The organism is Streptomyces sp. PCS3-D2 (assembly GCF_000612545.2).
Taxonomy (GTDB): Bacteria; Actinomycetota; Actinomycetes; order Streptomycetales; family Streptomycetaceae; genus Streptomyces.
In genome coordinates this window covers 3,138,294-3,153,559 of sequence record NZ_CP097800.1, presented here as the reverse complement: position 1 = coordinate 3,153,559, position 15,266 = coordinate 3,138,294, and the positions used below count along the sequence as shown (strand labels likewise).

Annotated in this window: 15 protein-coding genes and 3 tRNA genes; 13 read left to right on the top strand and 5 right to left on the bottom strand. The window is 72.1% G+C overall.

All coding sequences use genetic code 11. The annotated features are described in order from the left end of the window. Nucleotides 1–18: 18 nt before the first annotated feature. The 4 genes from AW27_RS13420 (at nucleotide 19) to AW27_RS13405 (ending at nucleotide 4,560) form a co-directional block, all read left to right on the top strand. Entirely contained in the window at nucleotides 19–1,572 is a 1,554-nt protein-coding gene (locus AW27_RS13420; RefSeq protein WP_037918885.1) for a complex I subunit 4 family protein, read from the top strand. Continuing rightward, nucleotides 1,569–3,101: an NADH-quinone oxidoreductase subunit N gene (locus AW27_RS13415; protein WP_078556102.1), complete on the top strand. Its 1,533-nt coding sequence runs from the start codon at nucleotides 1,569–1,571 to the stop codon at nucleotides 3,099–3,101. Before AW27_RS13420 ends, AW27_RS13415 begins: the two co-directional genes overlap by 4 nt. 206 nt (nucleotides 3,102–3,307) lie before the next feature. Further along, the gene (gene htpX, locus AW27_RS13410) at nucleotides 3,308–4,171 is read left to right on the top strand and encodes a zinc metalloprotease HtpX (protein WP_037918886.1); all 864 of its coding nucleotides are present in this window, start codon (nucleotides 3,308–3,310) and stop codon (nucleotides 4,169–4,171) included. Continuing rightward, the gene (locus AW27_RS13405; RefSeq protein ID WP_037918887.1) at nucleotides 4,168–4,560 is read left to right on the top strand and encodes a YccF domain-containing protein; all 393 of its coding nucleotides are present in this window, start codon (nucleotides 4,168–4,170) and stop codon (nucleotides 4,558–4,560) included. The genes htpX and AW27_RS13405 overlap by 4 nt, the downstream gene beginning before the upstream one ends. A 282-nt stretch (nucleotides 4,561–4,842) precedes the next feature. On the opposite strand, the gene AW27_RS13400 is transcribed toward AW27_RS13405, so the two are convergent. From AW27_RS13400 to AW27_RS13390, 3 genes are all read right to left on the bottom strand, one after another. Then, entirely contained in the window at nucleotides 4,843–6,078 is a 1,236-nt protein-coding gene (locus AW27_RS13400) for an APC family permease (RefSeq protein WP_037918888.1), read from the bottom strand. An 18-nt stretch (nucleotides 6,079–6,096) separates the two neighbouring features. Further along, complete coding sequence (locus AW27_RS13395) at nucleotides 6,097–7,524, bottom strand: SulP family inorganic anion transporter (protein ID WP_037918889.1); 1,428 nt, start codon at nucleotides 7,522–7,524, stop codon at nucleotides 6,097–6,099. A 203-nt stretch (nucleotides 7,525–7,727) separates the two neighbouring features. Beyond that, on the bottom strand, nucleotides 7,728–8,216 hold the full coding sequence (locus AW27_RS13390; protein ID WP_030030284.1) for a YajQ family cyclic di-GMP-binding protein: 489 nt from the start codon (nucleotides 8,214–8,216) through the stop codon (nucleotides 7,728–7,730). A 199-nt stretch (nucleotides 8,217–8,415) separates the two neighbouring features. Between AW27_RS13390 and AW27_RS13385 the strand changes: the two genes are divergently transcribed. Together AW27_RS13385 and AW27_RS13380 are read left to right on the top strand one after the other, a co-directional pair. Beyond that, nucleotides 8,416–8,497, top strand: a tRNA-Tyr gene (locus AW27_RS13385). Nucleotides 8,498–8,646: 149 nt separating this feature from the next. Further along, the gene (locus tag AW27_RS13380) at nucleotides 8,647–9,057 is read left to right on the top strand and encodes a DUF3574 domain-containing protein (protein ID WP_052030267.1); all 411 of its coding nucleotides are present in this window, start codon (nucleotides 8,647–8,649) and stop codon (nucleotides 9,055–9,057) included. A gap of 49 nt (nucleotides 9,058–9,106) precedes the next feature. Here the strand turns inward: AW27_RS13380 and AW27_RS13375 are convergent, their stop codons facing one another. After that, complete coding sequence (locus AW27_RS13375; protein ID WP_037918891.1) at nucleotides 9,107–9,763, bottom strand: SDR family oxidoreductase; 657 nt, start codon at nucleotides 9,761–9,763, stop codon at nucleotides 9,107–9,109. A 48-nt stretch (nucleotides 9,764–9,811) separates the two neighbouring features. Further along, nucleotides 9,812–11,086, bottom strand: a complete 1,275-nt coding sequence (locus AW27_RS13370; protein ID WP_037918892.1) for an amidohydrolase family protein — start codon at nucleotides 11,084–11,086, stop codon at nucleotides 9,812–9,814. 361 nt (nucleotides 11,087–11,447) lie between these two features. On the opposite strand from AW27_RS13370, the gene AW27_RS13365 reads away from it, so the two are divergent. The 7 genes from AW27_RS13365 to AW27_RS13335 all read left to right on the top strand — a co-directional run bounded on the left by AW27_RS13365 (nucleotide 11,448) and on the right by AW27_RS13335 (nucleotide 15,188). After that, nucleotides 11,448–11,520 (top strand) — tRNA-Thr (locus tag AW27_RS13365). Between the two features lie 48 nt (nucleotides 11,521–11,568). Then, nucleotides 11,569–11,641, top strand: a tRNA-Met gene (locus tag AW27_RS13360). A gap of 88 nt (nucleotides 11,642–11,729) precedes the next feature. Further along, a complete protein-coding gene (rpmG, locus tag AW27_RS13355; protein WP_007265873.1) occupies nucleotides 11,730–11,894 on the top strand; it encodes a 50S ribosomal protein L33 in 165 nt (54 codons plus the stop codon). A gap of 135 nt (nucleotides 11,895–12,029) precedes the next feature. After that, nucleotides 12,030–12,482, top strand: a complete 453-nt coding sequence (locus AW27_RS13350; protein ID WP_037918893.1) for a MaoC family dehydratase N-terminal domain-containing protein — start codon at nucleotides 12,030–12,032, stop codon at nucleotides 12,480–12,482. A 1-nt stretch (nucleotide 12,483) separates the two neighbouring features. Next, nucleotides 12,484–12,912 carry a MaoC family dehydratase gene (locus AW27_RS13345; protein ID WP_037918894.1) on the top strand — a complete coding sequence of 143 codons (429 nt, stop codon included), beginning with the start codon at nucleotides 12,484–12,486 and terminating at the stop codon, nucleotides 12,910–12,912. A 148-nt stretch (nucleotides 12,913–13,060) separates the two neighbouring features. Next, nucleotides 13,061–13,630, top strand: coding sequence for a TetR/AcrR family transcriptional regulator (locus tag AW27_RS13340; RefSeq protein ID WP_106967542.1), 570 nt, complete (start codon nucleotides 13,061–13,063; stop codon nucleotides 13,628–13,630). A gap of 79 nt (nucleotides 13,631–13,709) precedes the next feature. Further along, on the top strand, nucleotides 13,710–15,188 hold the full coding sequence (locus tag AW27_RS13335; protein WP_052030268.1) for a DHA2 family efflux MFS transporter permease subunit: 1,479 nt from the start codon (nucleotides 13,710–13,712) through the stop codon (nucleotides 15,186–15,188). Nucleotides 15,189–15,266: the final 78 nt, after the last annotated feature.

Here is a 15,266-nt window from a genome sequence, read left to right as displayed (position 1 = left end):
GATATCAGCCCGTCCGTGATGCAGTTCCTTCTGGCGTTCATCGTGGCCGCGCCGCTCCTCGGCGCCGTCGCGGCCCTCCTGCCGGCCCCGCCCGGCCTCAAGGGCCGCAGCCCCGAGCAGGCCGTGCTCCGCCACGGCGTGACCGTGACCGGCGTGATCCTCGCCGCGGCGATCGCACTCGCCCTCGGCTTCGACCACGACGCACCGTCCCGCTTCCAGGCGACGACGGACATCAGCTGGATCCCGGCGCTGGACGTCCGGATCCACCTCGGTGTCGACGGCATCTCGCTCCCCCTCCTCGTGATGACCGCGCTGCTGTTCTTCCTCTGCGCGCTCTACAGCTACTCCAAGCTCCCCGCAGGCCCTTCCCCGAAGGCCTTCGTCGCGCTGCTCCTCGTCCTGGAGTCCGGCACCCTCGCGACCTTCGCCGTCCTCGACCTGCTGCTCTTCTTCCTCGCCTTCGAGATGGTCCTCATCCCGATGTACTTCCTCATCGCCCGCTGGGGCGGTGCTCAGCGGCAAGCCGCCGCCTGGAAGTTCATCCTCTACACGCTCCTCGGCTCCGTCGTCATGTTGCTCGGCATCCTCCTCATCGGTGTGACGGCGGACACATTCGACATGGTGGCACTCGCCTCTGACAACGGCCGCGAACTGTCCCGCACGACCCAACTGCTGGCCGTCCTCTCCATCGGCCTCGGCCTCGCCGTGAAGACCCCGATGTGGCCCCTGCACAGCTGGCTGCCGGACGCCCACACCGCCGCCCCCACCGTCGGATCCGTCCTCCTGGCCGGAGTCCTGCTCAAGATGGGCACGTACGGGTTCGTCCGCATCCTGCTGCCCGCCACCCCCGACGGCATGGCCGTTTTCGCCCCCTACCTGGGCGCCTTCGCCGTCGTCGGCATCGTCTACGGGTCACTGGCCTGCCTGGCGCTGGCCCGCAAGGGGAACAAGGGCGACCTCAAGCGCCTCATCGCCTACTCCTCCGTCGGCCACATGGGCTTCGTCCTCCTCGGCATCGCGTCCATGACCCCCACCGGAGTCAACGGCGCCCTCTTCGCCAACATCGCGCACGGCCTGATCACCGGCCTGCTCTTCTTCCTGGTCGGCGCCCTCAAGGACCGCTACGGCACCGCCGACCTCGACACCCTCGCCGGCGCCACCGGAGCCGCCCTCTACGGCCGCGCCCCCCGCCTCGGCGCGCTCCTCGCCTTCGCCGCCGTCGCCTCCCTGGGCCTGCCGGGACTGGCCGGCTTCTGGGGCGAGATGCTGGCCCTGTTCGGCGCCTTCGACCCGGCCGAAGGACTGTCCCGCGCCGCGTTCCTCACGTACACGGCCGTCGGCGCGTTCGGCACCCTGCTCACGGCCGCCTACCTGCTCGTCGTCGTACGGCGCGTCTGCATGGGAGACCCGAAAGCGGGTCCCGAGCTCACCGTCGCGGACGTCCAGCGCCACGAGTTCGCCGCCTGGACCCCGCTCGTCGCCCTCACCGTCCTCGCCGGCCTGTGGCCCGCGCTCCTCCTCGGCCTGACCGACCCGGCCGTTCAGCAGCTCCTCGCAGGAGGCAACTCATGACGGCCCTGACGGTCCTCGCGGCCGAGACCCCCAGCCTGGTCCAGTCCGTCGACTGGCTCGCCATCGCACCCGTGGTGATCACCGCCGCCGTCGGCCTGGCCGTCCTCGTCGCCGACCTCTTCGTCGCCGAGCGCCACAAGCCGGTCCTCGGCTGGACCGCGGTAGCCGGCCTGGCCGCCGCGACCGCCTGCCTGCTGCCGCTGCGCTCCGGCGACCGCGCCACCTTCTGCCTCACCGCCGACCCCGAGGCCTGCAGCTACGTCGCCGACCACTTCACGCTCGTAGTCCAGTTCCTGGTGCTGGCCGGCGCCCTGCTGACCGCGCTCCTGTCGGTCACCGCCGTACGCGACACGCGCATGCCCGCGGGCGAGTACTGGTTCCTGCTGCTCTCCTCCGCCGCCGGCGCCGCCCTGCTGCCCGCCTCCCGCGACCTCGCCACCCTGATCGTCGCGCTGGAGGTCGCCTCCCTGCCCGCCTTCGCGCTCGTGGGCATGCGCCGCGGCGACCGCCTCTCCTCCGAGGCCGCCCTGAAGTTCTTCCTGTCCTCCGTCACGGCCACCGCCGTGTCGCTGATGGGCGTCAGCTTCGTCTACGCCGTCACCGGCTCGCTGCACCTCACCCAGGTCGCGGACCGCCTGGAGGACGTCCCCGGGCAGTTCGACACCCTCGCCGTGGCCGGTGTCGCGCTCACCCTGGTCGGCTTCGCGTTCAAGACCGCGGCCGTCCCCTTCCACTTCTGGGTGCCCGACACCTACGTCGGAGCTCCCCTCCCCATCGCCGGCTACCTCTCGGTGATCGGCAAGGCCGTCGGCTTCACCGGCCTCATCCTCGTCACGGTGATCGCCTTCCCGGCGTACGCGCAGGTCTGGGGCCCGGCCGTCGCAGTCCTCGCCGCGCTCACCATGACCCTGGGCAACGCCGCCGCCGTGCGGCAGTCCGCGGACCGCCCGCACAGCGCCGTACGGCTGCTCGCCTGGTCCTCGGTCGGCCAGGCCGGCTACCTGCTGGTCCCGATCGCCGCGGCGGCGTACGCCGAGCGCGACCAGATCGGCTCCACCCTCGCCTACGCGCTCATGTACGCGGCCGTGAACCTCGGAGCCTTCGCCGTGGCCGCCCTCGTCGCCCGCACCAAGCCGCTGCACCGCATCAGCGACTACCGAGGCCTGTACGCCGAGCGCCCCCTGGCCGCGCTGTCCCTCGCCTTCTTCCTGCTCTGCCTGGCAGGTCTGCCGCCGGGCATCATCGGCCTCTTCGCCAAGGTCACCGTCTTCCGGTCCGCCGTCGACGCGGGCCTGGGCTGGCTGGCCGCGGTCATGGCGGTCAACGTCGTCATCGCCCTGTACTACTACCTGCGCTGGACGGCGCTGCTCTTCCGCGTCCCCGAGGGCGCGGAGGGCGCACAGGCCCGTACGAAGGCCCCCTGGCCGGTTGCGGCGGCCATCGTCGCGACCGCGATCACCGCGGTCGTCCTCTCGGGCGCCCCGCAGCTCGTCCTGCGCGTCGCGTCGGGAAGCCTCTTCACGCAGTAGCCGGAGCGGGGCGGCTGCCCCGTACGGAGTAACGCGCGCGGCGGCCCCGCCACCCCCGCCGAGGGGGCGGCGGCGGGCCGCCGCTCCGGCACGCCCTGGGAACCAGACGCCGTCACCTCGCGTTGACCAGGAAGGGAGGGTCCACTGGACCGTAGACCCTCAGATCCATGACGGGCTCCCCTGCCGCACCACTTGGAGGGCGTACCGTGCACCGCCGGCACAACGGGCTCAAGACCGCCGTACTCCTCGGCGGGCTGTCCGCACTCATCATCCTGATCGGCAGCTTCTTCGGACGGACCGGCCTGATCGTCGCCGTCCTCGTCGCACTCGGGACGAACGCCTACGCGTACTGGAACAGCGACAAGCTGGCTCTGCGCGCGATGCGCGCCCGCCCCGTGAGCGAGTTCGAGGCGCCGCAGCTCTACCGCATGGTGCGCGAGCTCTCCACGTCCGCGCGCCAGCCCATGCCACGGCTCTACATCTCACCCACCGAGGCCCCGAACGCCTTCGCCACCGGCCGCAACCCGCGCAACGCCGCGGTCTGCTGCACCGAGGGCATCCTGCGCATCCTCGACGAGCGCGAGCTGCGCGGGGTCATCGGTCACGAGCTCAGCCACGTCTACAACCGCGACATCCTCATCTCCTCGGTGGCCGGGGCGCTCGCCTCGGTGATCATGTTCCTGGTGAACTTCGCCTGGCTCATCCCCATCGGCCGGTCGAACGACGACGAGGGCCCCGGGCTGATCGGCCTGCTGCTGATCATGATCCTGGGCCCGCTGGCCGCCTCGGTGATCCAGCTGGCCATCAGCCGCTCGCGCGAGTACGAGGCCGACGCCTCCGGAGCGCAGCTCACCGGGGACCCGCTGGCCCTGGCCAGCGCCCTGCGCAAGCTCGACGCCGGGACCAAGCAACTCCCGCTGCCGCCGGAGCCCCGTCTGGAAACAGCGAGTCATATGATGATCGCCAACCCGTTCCGGCCCGGCGCGGGACTTTCCAAGATGTTCTCCACCCACCCTCCGATGGCCGAGCGCATCGCCCGGCTCGAACAGATGGCAGGCCGCCGCCAATGAAGACAATCCTGAACGTCATCTGGCTCATCCTCAGCGGCATCTGGCTGTTCCTGGGATACCTGCTCGCGGGTGTGCTCCTCTGCATCACCATCATCGGCATCCCGTTCGGCATCGCCGCCTTCCGCATCGCGGTCTACGCCCTCTGGCCGTTCGGCTACACCACGGTTGAGCGCCACGACGCGGGCGCCCCGTCCTGCATTGGCAACGTCCTGTGGCTGGTGCTGGCCGGCTGGTGGCTGGCCCTCGGCCACATCGCCACCGGCATCGCCCTCTGCCTCACGATCATCGGCATCCCGTTCGGCATCGCCAACTTCAAGATGGTCCCGCTCTCGCTGCTCCCGCTGGGCCGCGAGATCGTCCCCACGGACGCCCCGTTCGCCTCCCGCTGACACTGCGGAAGCGACAGTTCGACACCGCGCCGCGGACGGGCCAGGCCCGTCCGCGGCGCGGTTTTCCACAGGGCGGGCGCGTGGTCGGCGGTGTGGGTCACCATGAACGCATGAACGCATGGACGAAACCAAGCAGTTGCCGGAGCACATCACAGACCGTGCGCGCCACTCCCCGCGAGCCCGTGGAAAGTGCCCGCCCGCCCCGCTGGGCCCCCAGGAGGCCGTCCGCGCCGAGGGCGGCGGAATGCGGCCCGGACCTGGAACCCGCGCCCCGGGCGGAGTTCAGCCCCCGGCCCTGAACGAGCCCGGCACGCGGTAGGCCAGCGCACCCAGAGCCAGCACCGCGGCCCCCGCGACCGCCGACGCGAGGGGCAGCGCACACGCCAGCACCACACAGCCGGACAGTCCGACCGCCGCCACGGCCCGCCCCTTGACACCTGAATCGAGAGTCCAGGCGGAAGCGTTCGCGATCGCGTAGTAGGCGAGCACTCCGAAGGAGGAGAAACCGATCGCGCCCCGCAGGTCGGCGGTGGCCGCGAGCACCGCCACGACCACGCCCACCGCGAGCTCGGCATGGTGCGGCAGCCGGTGCCGGGGATGCACGGCGGCCAGCGCACGCGGCAGGCGGCCGTCCCGGGCCATCGCCAGCACCGTCCGCGACACCCCGAGCACGAGAGCCAGGAGCGAGCCCAGCGCGGCCAGGGCCGCACCCGCCCGGACGACCGGCGCCAGTCCCGGCGCACCCGCCGCCCGGACCGCGTCCGCCAGCGGGGCCGGCGACCCGGCCAGCCCCTCGACGCCGAGCACCGACAGCACCGCCACCCCAACCGCCCCGTACACCAGCAGCGCGATGCCCAGCGCGATCGGCACCGCCCGCGGGACCGTGCGTTCCGGCTCGCGCACCTCCTCGCCCAGGGTGGTGATCCGCGCGTAGCCCGCGAATGCGAAGAACAGCAGGCCGGCGCCCTGCAACAGACCGAAGAGGGACCACTGGGCCCCGGCGAGCCGCTCCGGCCGTGCCACATCCGAGGACAGGCACACCACCACCACCCCGGCCAGCACCGCCAGGACCGCCGCCACGATCAGCCGGGCGATCCGGGCGGACTTCTGGACCCCGCCGTAGCTCGCGGCGGTGATCGCCACCACCGCAGCCACGGCCACGGCGTGCTCGCGCCCGGGCCACACGTACGCACCGACCGTCAGTGCCATCGCCGCGCAGGACGCGGTCTTGCCGATCACGAAGCCCCAGCCGGCCAGCCAACCCCAGAAGGGTCCGAGCCGCTCCCGCCCGTACACGTAGGTGCCGCCGGAGGCCGGGTAGCGGGCGGCCAGCCGCGCCGAGGAGAGCGCATTGCAGTAGGCCACCACGGCCGCCACCGCGAGGGCGGCGAGGAGCGCCCCGCCCGCGGCCCGCGCGGCCGGGGCGAAGGCCGCGAAGACCCCGGCGCCCACCATCGCGCCGAGCCCGACGACGACCGCGTCGGAAACCCCCAGGGTGCGTTTCAGCTCGTTCTCCACGCGCGGAGGGTAGCCGGGCTAGGTGACGCCCTCCCGACCGGGGAGCGGCGTCCGGGTGCGCTCCCAGCCCTCCAGGGCGGTCAGGCAGGCGTGGTCGAGATGGCGCAGCCCGCTCAGGTCCAGCCGCACCGGCTGCCCGTGCGGCAGCGCGTCCAGGGCGTCGAGCAGTCTGGGCAGCCGCAGGAAGCTCGCGTTCCCGATGACCCGCACGCACAGCTCCTCGCCCTCCCACACCTCCTCGACGTGCACATGGGAGGTCTCCCAGGCCGCCTTGGCGATGGCTAGGCCCAGCCCGAACAGCACCCCCTCGAACAGGTTGGTGACCACGATCGCGCCGGCCGTGGCGACCAGCACCACCGCCTCGCCCCGGTGCGTGCGCCACAGCGCGGCCACCGACCTGACCGGCAGCAGCTTCCACCCCGCGTACAGGAGCACTCCGGCCAGAGCGGCCAGCGGCACACTCTCCAGTACCTGGGGGAAGGCCACGGCGAAGAGCAGCAGCCAGCCGCCGTGCATCACCCGGGACGCCCGGGTGCGCGCTCCGGCCTCCACATTGGCGGCGCTGCGGACGATCACGGCAGTCATCGGCAGCGCCCCGAGCAGCCCGCAGACACTGTTGCCCACGCCCTGGGCGATCAGCTCCCGGTCGTACTCCGTCCGGGGACCGTCGTGCATCCGGTCCACGGCGGCGGCACTGAAGAGCGTCTCGGCGGAAGCGATCAGTGCCAGCGCGACCACCGTCCCGGCCGCGCCGAAGGACGCCAGTACCCCGAACTCGCCCCAGGCGGGCGGGGACACGGCCTCCAGCACCCCTGTCACGCGCACCATCTCGACGGGCAGCCGCAGCAGGGCCGCCGCCGCGGCGGCGACCGCCACCCCGACCAGCGCGCCCGGCAGCACCCGCAGGCGGGCGGGCGCCCGGCGCCACACGACCATGACGGCGATGGTCACGACCCCCAGCAGCGCAGCGGCCCAGTCGGCCCGCGCCGCGAGCCCGTGCACACCGCCCAGCTTCGCCAGGGTCTGCCCGGGAGCCTCCGCGTCACCCAGGGCGTACAGCTGCCCGGCGATCAGCACGAGCCCGATGCCGGCCAGCATCCCGTGCACCACGGCCACGGAGATCGCCCGGAACCACCGGCCGAGCCGCAGCGCCCCCATGCCCAGCTGGAGCACGCCGGCGGCCAGCACCAGCACCCCGAGGGCGGCCGTGCCGTACGTTTGCAGCGCCTCGTAGACGAGTACCGTGAGCCCGGCCGCTGGCCCGCTCACCTGCAGGGAGCTCCCGCGGAACCAGCCGGTGACCAACCCTCCGACGACGCCGGTGACGATCCCCAGTTCGGCCTGCACCCCGGAGGCGACCGCCACCCCGACGCACAGGGGGATGGCGACCAGTGCGACGACGACGGACGCCCCGAAGTCTTCGCGAAACGTGCCGGCCCCAGGCATGCGAGAACCCCCTGCCACGCGGTGATGTGATGCCACCCACGGTGCTGGGCGCACTCCCCGCCGCCCAAGTGCCCACGGAAGCCCGCGGCAGCGCGCGCGCCGCACGCGCCCGGCACACGCACCCCACGCACCCCGCAATCACCGCGGCCCGGCGGTCGGTGAGGACCGCCGGGCCGGCGTGGTGACAGGTCGCGGACCTCGGGTCAGCGGTAGTTCACGAACTGGATCGCGAAGTCCAGGTCCTTGCCCTTGAGGAGGGCCTGGACGGCCTGGAGGTCGTCACGGCTCTTGGAGCTGACGCGCAGCTCGTCGCCCTGGACCTGGGCCTTGACGCCCTTCGGACCCTCGTCACGGATGATCTTCGCGACCTTCTTGGCGTTCTCCTGGGAGATGCCCTCCTCGATCGTGGCGAAGATCTTGTACTCCTTGCCGGACAGCTGCGGCTCACCGGCGTCGAGCGCCTTGAGCGAGATGCCGCGCTTGACCAGCTTGGTCTCGAAGACGTCGAGGACGGCCTTGACGCGCTCCTCGGAGTTCGCCTCCATCAGGATCTTCTCGCCGGACCAGGCGATGGTGGCGCCGGTGCCCTTGAAGTCGTAGCGCTGCGAGAGCTCCTTGGCGGCCTGGTTGAGGGCGTTGTCGACCTCCTGCCGCTCGACCTTCGAGACGATGTCGAAACTGGAGTCGGCCATGTGCTGTGGCTCCTTGAAGTCGATTGCGATCGCCCCGGAGGGCGCGGCCGGACATCCCCGGACCGCTCGGCAAAGCCTAGCCACCGCGCCCGCCCGCGGTGCTGATCAATCCGGTGGCGAAGCACCCCCGGTCATCAGGTATCGTTTACGTCGTTGCCAGGGAGAACCGCGGAAAGCGGTCTTGAAGGCGACATCCCATGGCGGTGTGCCCGAGTGGCCAATGGGAGCGGACTGTAAATCCGTCGGCTTAGCCTACCCAGGTTCGAATCCTGGCGCCGCCACGCGAGTAGAACCCTCGTTCATCTGCGAAAACGCAGTGGACGGGGGTTCTTTCGCATTCCTGGCAGCGCCGTGGTGGCGCCCGGCCGCATCGTCGGCGGCTCCCGGTCGTTCACCGGGGGTGAAATGGACATCTGACACGCGGGGGAAGGTGGGCGGCGGGGTACTCGTGGCCCTGCTCGGCGCGGGGATTCCGGCTCTGGTGGGAGCCGCCCTGCACACGGACGTGGGGGAGCCCTACCGGGAGACCCGGCTGTACTTCGGCACGGCACGGGCCGACGGCCGGGACCCGGTCGCGGAGCGGGAGTTCATGCGGTTCCTGGACCGGGAGATCACCCCCGCCTTTCCCGAGGGGCTGACCCTCCACGACGGGTACGGCCAGTGGCGCGGCGGGGACGACAGGATCGTCCGGGAGACCTCCTACGAAGTGGTCCTGCTGTACCCGGAGAAGGAGGCCGACGAGCGCAGCGTGCGCATCGAGCGGATCCGCGACACCTACGAGCGCCGCTACCAGCAGGACTCCGTCGGGCGCTCCGACGACACGCTGCAAGCGCAGTTCTGAGCCGCGGGCGGGAGGGCCGGCGCCGGGTGCCCGCCCTTCCGCCGGGTCGTCAGTTGCCCGCCACGCCCTTCACGGCGACCTGGACCGGGGTCGAGCCGGAGATCAGCTCCAGGGTCAGGCCCGCCGTCGCGGGCGTCTCCACCAGCTCGGCCAGGACCGCCGCCACGTCGTCGCGCGGCACCGTCCCCCGGCCCGTCCGCGCCTCCAGGCGCACCTGCCCCTGTCCGGCGTCGTCGAGCAGTGATCCGGGGCGCAGGACCGTCCACTCCAGGCCCAGCCGGGTCCGTACGTGGTCGTCGGCCTCGCCCTTCGCCCGCAGGTAGACGTCGAAGACCTCGTCGCCCTCGTGGTGGGCGTCCGCACCCATCGAAGAGACCATCAGGAACCGGCGGACGCGGGCCCGTTCGGCCGCATCGGCGAACAGCACCGCCGCACCCCGGTCCACGGTGTCCTTGCGCCCGGCGCCGCTGCCGGGGCCGGCGCCCGCCGCGAACACCGCCACGTCCGCACCCTGCAGGATCCCCGCCACGTGCTCCACCGTGGCCGACTCCAGATCGCAGAGCACCGGTTCGGCGCCCGCTTCCCTGAGGTCGTCACCCTGTTCGAGGTCGCGGATGATGCCCGCGACCTCGTACCCGCGCGCGGCGAGCAGGCGCTCCAGCCGCAGCGCGATCCGACCGTGTCCACCCGCGATGACGATGCGCATGTCCCGACGGTACGACGAGCCGGGCGCCCCCGCCCGGGAAGACACCCCTCAGGGCCCGGCCTCCGTGCGGCCCTGCCGGGGCAGGTCCAGGGCCACCGCGACGGCGGAGTCGCAGTACTCCCTTACCGCGCTCGTCCGGGCCACCACCCGCCCGCGGTGGATCACGATCCGGCTGTACGCGAGGGACAGCACGCCCGAGATCCGGTCGCCCCGTACGGCGAGCAGCTCCGCCGGGAAGCCGGCCTCCACCCGCACCTCCGGCAGGCCCATGGCCTCGCGGGCGCGGGCGCTGACGGATTCGTAGGCCTCGCCGGGGCGGAGCCCGCCCTGGGAGGCAAGGAGGTAAGCGGCCTCCAGCGGGTCGCCGCGGCCGACCGGGTTGCCGCTGTCCCGCAGCGCCCCGCTGCCGGCGGCGACGGGCACTCCGGCGGCCCGCAGCAGTCGTACGGGGGCGGTGCGCAGGCCGCGGCGCTCCAGCGCCGCGCAGTCGCCCTGGGGCAGGCAGGTCACCCGTACGCCGGCCGCCGCGAGCTGGTCCGCGGCGCGGGCCGCCGTGTCCAGCGGGAGCCGGGAGAGGCCGCCCAGGGGGCCGATGGTCACCCCGGGGCGCAGCCCGCCCGCCATCGCCGCGAGCCGGGAGAGGCGGGCCGGGTCGTCACCGTCCGTGTGCAGGTCCACGGGGCAGCCGTGCTCGTCGGCGAGCCCCAGCACGGCTTCGAGGAAGCCCGTGGGGTCCGGGTCCAGGTCCGGACAGCCGCCGATCACCGCGGCGCCCATCTTGACCGCGTCCCGCAGCATGGCGAGCCCGTCGGCTCCGGCCGCCCCGGTCAGCAGCCGGGGTACGGCGACCGCGGTCAGGTCGGCGAGCCCGCGCAGTGAGCGCCGGGCCTGGAGCACGGCCTCCAGGGGGCCGAGACCGTGCACGCCGCCGATCCGCACGTGCGAGCGCAGGGCGGTCGCGCCGTGGCCGAGCTGGAGCAGCGCCGCTTCGGTGGCGCGGCGCTGCACCTCGTCGGGGGCGTACGAGACGGGGCCGTCTCCGTCGGCGGTCAGCGCCGTGTCGCCGTGGGCGTGCGGCTCGGCGGGGGCGGGGAGCAGCAGGTATCCGCTGAGGTCCACCCGCGACAGCACGGGGGAGGACAGGCTGCCGGTGGTCCCGACGGCCTGGATCCGGCCGCCGCCGAGGCGGACGTCGACGGTGCGGCCGTCCGTGAGGCGGGCCCCGGCGAGGAGCAGGGTGGTGGCCTCGGCGGCAGCCGCGCTGCCATTGCCGTTGCCGCCGCGGGGGGAGGGGGACGGCTGCTGCGGCTGGCTGTCGGACATCGCGCTCCTGCGGTGGCTCGGGCGGTCCCTGGGGCCGTGGCCGCGGCCCTCGGCCCAAGATCACGCAGCGTGCTCCGAGCCTAGGGCGCGGCATGCTCCGCTTCGCGCAGGAGCGCAATAGTCGTACCGGTGTGGTGCCTCCGCGCCGGCGCGCTTGCGCTCCTCCGCGCCAGGGCGCCCGCGCACCCGCGCCGGCCGCGAAGAGTGAGCGCCCGGTGTGAGCCCGCGCACAAACTGCGGGGGAAGTGGGGCGGGAGTGGCCGGCGAGTTGACCGGGAGAGGCTTCAGAACCCCCTCGGGGCCCAGTTCCCGCAAAGGATTTGGGCGATCGGCGGGCAACCGTGTAATGTCTTCATCGCTCGCCCCAATAGCTCAGTCGGTAGAGCGTCTCCATGGTAAGGAGAAGGTCTGCGGTTCGATTCCGCATTGGGGCTCTGGTGAGAGAGGTTCCCCACCCTCGGGTGGGGAGCTGATCACATCAAAGCGGCGTAGCTCAGTCGGTAGAGCAAGCGGCTCATAATCGCTGTGTCACCGGTTCAAGTCCGGTCGCCGCTACCCACAGTAGCCGATTGCGGGGTCGGTCTCCCGATCGGCTACTCTTTTATGCGTTCATCCGTCCCATAGTCCGTCAAGGAGCACTCACGTGGCTGCCACCGACGTCCGCCCGAAGATCACGCTGGCCTGCGTGGAGTGCAAGGAGCGGAACTACATCACCAAGAAGAACCGGCGTAACAACCCGGACCGCATGGAGATGAAGAAGCACTGCCCGCGCTGCAACTCGCACACCGCGCACCGCGAGACCCGCTGACCCCGGCGAAGTCTCGAATACAGGCACCGTCATGAGGTCGTCCCCTTCATTGGGGGCGGCCTCCTGTCGTTTCCGTGCCCGTTCCTGTCTTTGTCCCTGTGTGTTTCGTGTCCCTTCAACAGGAGGTAGTGAGTCATGGCTCTCGACCAGTCCTTCGTGGGGCGGAGCTACCCGCCCACCGATCCGTACGAGGTCGGCCGGGAGAAGATCCGCGAATTCGCGGTCGCGGTGGGCGACGCCAATCCCGTCTACACCGACCCCGAAGCGGCCAAGGCCTACGGCCACTCCGATGTGATCGCGCCGCCCACTTTCGTGTTCGCCATCACGTTCAAGGCAGCCGGCCAGGTCGTCGAGGACCCGCAGCTGGGGCTGGACTACAGCCGCGTCGTGCACGGCGACCAGAAGTTCGCCTACTCCCGCCCGGTGCGTGCCGGTGACCGGCTGTCGGTGACTTCCACCATCGAGGCCGTGAAGTCGCTCGCGGGCAACGACATCATCGACATCCGCGGCGAGGTCCACGACGAGACCGGCGAGCACGTGGTGACGGCGTGGACGAAGCTCGTCTCCCGCGCCCCCGAGGAGGCCTGACATGGCAGCGCAGATCAAGTACGCCGACGTCGAGGTCGGCACCGAGCTGCCCGCCGCGTCCTTCCCCGTGACGCGTGCCACGCTCGTGCAGTACGCCGGCGCCTCGGGCGACTTCAACCCGATCCACTGGAACGAGAAGTTCGCCAAGGAGGTCGGACTGCCGGACGTGATCGCGCACGGCATGTTCACCATGGCCGAGGCCATCCGCGTGGTCACCGACTGGGCGGGTGACCCGGGCGCGGTGGTGGAGTACGGCGTGCGCTTCACCAAGCCCGTCGTGGTCCCCAACGACGAGCAGGGCGGCCTGATCGAGGTCACCGCCAAGGTCGCGGCGAAGCTGGACGACAACCGCGTACGAGTCGACCTGACGGCCATGAGCGCCGGCCAGAAGGTCCTCGGCATGTCCCGCGCGGTGGTTGCACTCGCCTGAGGGCCTGAGGGCCTGAGGGGCTCGGTGCCCGGGTGTCCGAGGGGGCGGGGCCGCCTCCTCGGCGCCCCGCTCCGTCCCGGCACCCTTCTGCCCGAGCGGCCCGCGGCGCCCCTTGACGAAGTTAGTGATTGAGTACTAACTTCATGGCATGGCAAGGATGAGTGCAGACGAGCGGCGTGAGAGCGTCATCCGTGCGGCGATGCACGAGTTCGCCCGGGGTGGGTACCACGGGACCTCCACCGAGGCGATCGCCAAGCGGGTGGGCGTCTCGCAGCCGTACCTCTTCCGACTCTTCCCCAGTAAGCAGGCGATCTTCCTGGCCGCGTCCCAGCGCTGCCTGAGGGAGACGTGCGACGTCTTCGCCGCAGCCGTCGAAGGGCTGCACGGCGAAGAGGCCCAGCAGGCCATGGCGAACGCATACACCCGGTTGATCGTCGAGGATCCCGACAAGCTGCAGATGCAGCTGCAGATGTACGTGGCCGTCGCCGCCGCCGAGGCGGCCGGGGACCGCGAGCTCGGCGAGCTGGTCCGTGCCGGCTGGACGGAGCTCTGGGACACCGTCCATCTGTCGCTGGGCGCGGACGCGGGGGAGACGACGACCTTCATGGCCTACGGAATGCTGATCAACACCTTGGCTGCCATGGGGTTCCCGCCCGAGCACAGGGTCTGGCAGGGGTTCTATCCCGAGACCCGGGTCGCCGGCCGTCCGGAGGGGTGAAGGAAGTGCGCGATCCGTGCGCGCATCCGCATGGGCCAGAAAGTTAGTCAGTGATAACTAACAAATTGTAGGGGGAATCATGCACGCACCCGGCACCAACAAGGACACCGACACCAGACTGCGCGGGCCCGCCGTCTGGGCCCTCGTCCTCACCGGCGTGGCCAGCTTCATGGCCGCACTCGACAACCTGGTGGTGACCACCGCCCTGCCCGCCATCCGTGCGGACCTCGGCGGCCGGCTGGAGGACCTGGAGTGGACGGTGAACGCCTACACGCTCACCTTCGCCGTCCTCCTCATGTTCGGCGCCGCCCTCGGCGATCGCTTCGGCCGCCGGCGGCTGTTCATCGCCGGCCTCGCCGTCTTCACCGGCGCCTCCGCGGCGGCCGCCCTCTCGCCCGGGATCGACGCGCTCATCGCCGCCCGCGCCGTGCAGGGCGTGGGAGCCGCCGTCATGATGCCGCTCACCCTCACCCTGCTGACCGCCGCCGTCCCGGCGGCCCGGCGCGGCATGGCCCTCGGCATCTACGGCGCCGTCACCGGCCTCGCCGTCGCCAGCGGCCCCCTCATCGGCGGCAGTCTCACCGAGCACATCTCCTGGCAGTGGATCTTCTGGCTCAACGTGCCCATAGGCCTGGCCCTGATCCCGCTCGCCCGCCTGCGCCTCGCCGAGTCCACCGTCCCGGGAGCCCGCCTCGACGTCCCCGGCACCCTGCTCGTCAGCGGCGGCCTCTTCGGCATCGTCTACGGCCTGGTCAACGCCAACTCCGAGGGCTGGACCAGCACCCCCGTGCTCGCCGGCCTGATCGTCGGAGCCGCACTCGTCGCCGCCTTCGTCCGCCACGGCTTCACCAACGCCGACCCGGTCCTCCCCATGCGGCTCTTCCGCGACCGCGGCTTCCTGGGGATCAACCTGGCCAGCCTGCTGATGTTCCTCGGCATGTTCGGCTCGATCTTCCTGCTCAGCCAGTTCCTTCAGGGCGTCGCGGGGTACTCGCCCACCGAAGCCGGCCTGCGCATGCTCCCCTGGACCGGGATGCCGATGATCGTGGCCCCGCTGGCCGGGATCCTCTCCGACCGCATCGGCGGCCGCCCCGTGGTCGCCGCCGGCCTGGCCTTCCAGGCACTCGGCCTCGGCTGGTTCGCCGCGGTCCTGAGCACGGACGTCTCGTACGCCGCGCAGCTGCCGCCGCTGATCCTCAGCGGGATCGGCATGGCCCTCTACTTCGCCCCCGCGGCCAACGTCCTGATGTCCACCGTGCGCCCCGCCGACCAGGGCAAGGCCTCCGGCACCAACAACGCCCTGCGCGAGGTCGGCGGAGCCCTCGGCGTGGCCGTCCTGGCCTCGGTCTTCTCCGCCCGGGGCGGCTACGCGTCCCCGCAGGCGTTCACCGACGGCACCGTCCCCGCCCTGTGGATCGGCGCCGCGGCCGTCGCGCTCGCCGCCGCGCTGGCCCTCCTGGTGCCCCGCAGGGCCGAGAACGCGCCCGCCCCCCTGCCCGGCGCCGTACCCGCGGCCGCCCCGGCCGGAGCCGCGGACCAGGTCCCCGCCGCCGGGTGATCCGCGCGGCCACGGCACCCGCCCACCCGATCAGGCCCCCGCGGCTCCCACACAGCCGCACCACGGAAGGAGAGCACC

What these genes read in the sequence shown, in the direction of transcription:
- AW27_RS13405 (WP_037918887.1), top strand. Translation starts at nt 4,168, where the DNA reads ATGAAGACAATCCTGAACGTCATCTGGCTCATCCTCAGCGGCATCTGG.
- AW27_RS13395 (WP_037918889.1), bottom strand. Translation starts at nt 7,524, where the DNA reads ATGCCTGGGGCCGGCACGTTTCGCGAAGACTTCGGGGCGTCCGTCGTC.
- AW27_RS13350 (WP_037918893.1), top strand. Translation starts at nt 12,030, where the DNA reads ATGGCTCTCGACCAGTCCTTCGTGGGGCGGAGCTACCCGCCCACCGAT.
- AW27_RS13340 (WP_106967542.1), top strand. Translation starts at nt 13,061, where the DNA reads ATGGCAAGGATGAGTGCAGACGAGCGGCGTGAGAGCGTCATCCGTGCG.
- AW27_RS13420 (WP_037918885.1), top strand. Translation starts at nt 19, where the DNA reads ATGCAGTTCCTTCTGGCGTTCATCGTGGCCGCGCCGCTCCTCGGCGCC.
- AW27_RS13345 (WP_037918894.1), top strand. Translation starts at nt 12,484, where the DNA reads ATGGCAGCGCAGATCAAGTACGCCGACGTCGAGGTCGGCACCGAGCTG.
- AW27_RS13390 (WP_030030284.1), bottom strand. Translation starts at nt 8,216, where the DNA reads ATGGCCGACTCCAGTTTCGACATCGTCTCGAAGGTCGAGCGGCAGGAG.
- AW27_RS13375 (WP_037918891.1), bottom strand. Translation starts at nt 9,763, where the DNA reads ATGCGCATCGTCATCGCGGGTGGACACGGTCGGATCGCGCTGCGGCTG.
- AW27_RS13415 (WP_078556102.1), top strand. Translation starts at nt 1,569, where the DNA reads ATGACGGCCCTGACGGTCCTCGCGGCCGAGACCCCCAGCCTGGTCCAG.
- AW27_RS13370 (WP_037918892.1), bottom strand. Translation starts at nt 11,086, where the DNA reads ATGTCCGACAGCCAGCCGCAGCAGCCGTCCCCCTCCCCCCGCGGCGGC.
- AW27_RS13335 (WP_052030268.1), top strand. Translation starts at nt 13,710, where the DNA reads ATGCACGCACCCGGCACCAACAAGGACACCGACACCAGACTGCGCGGG.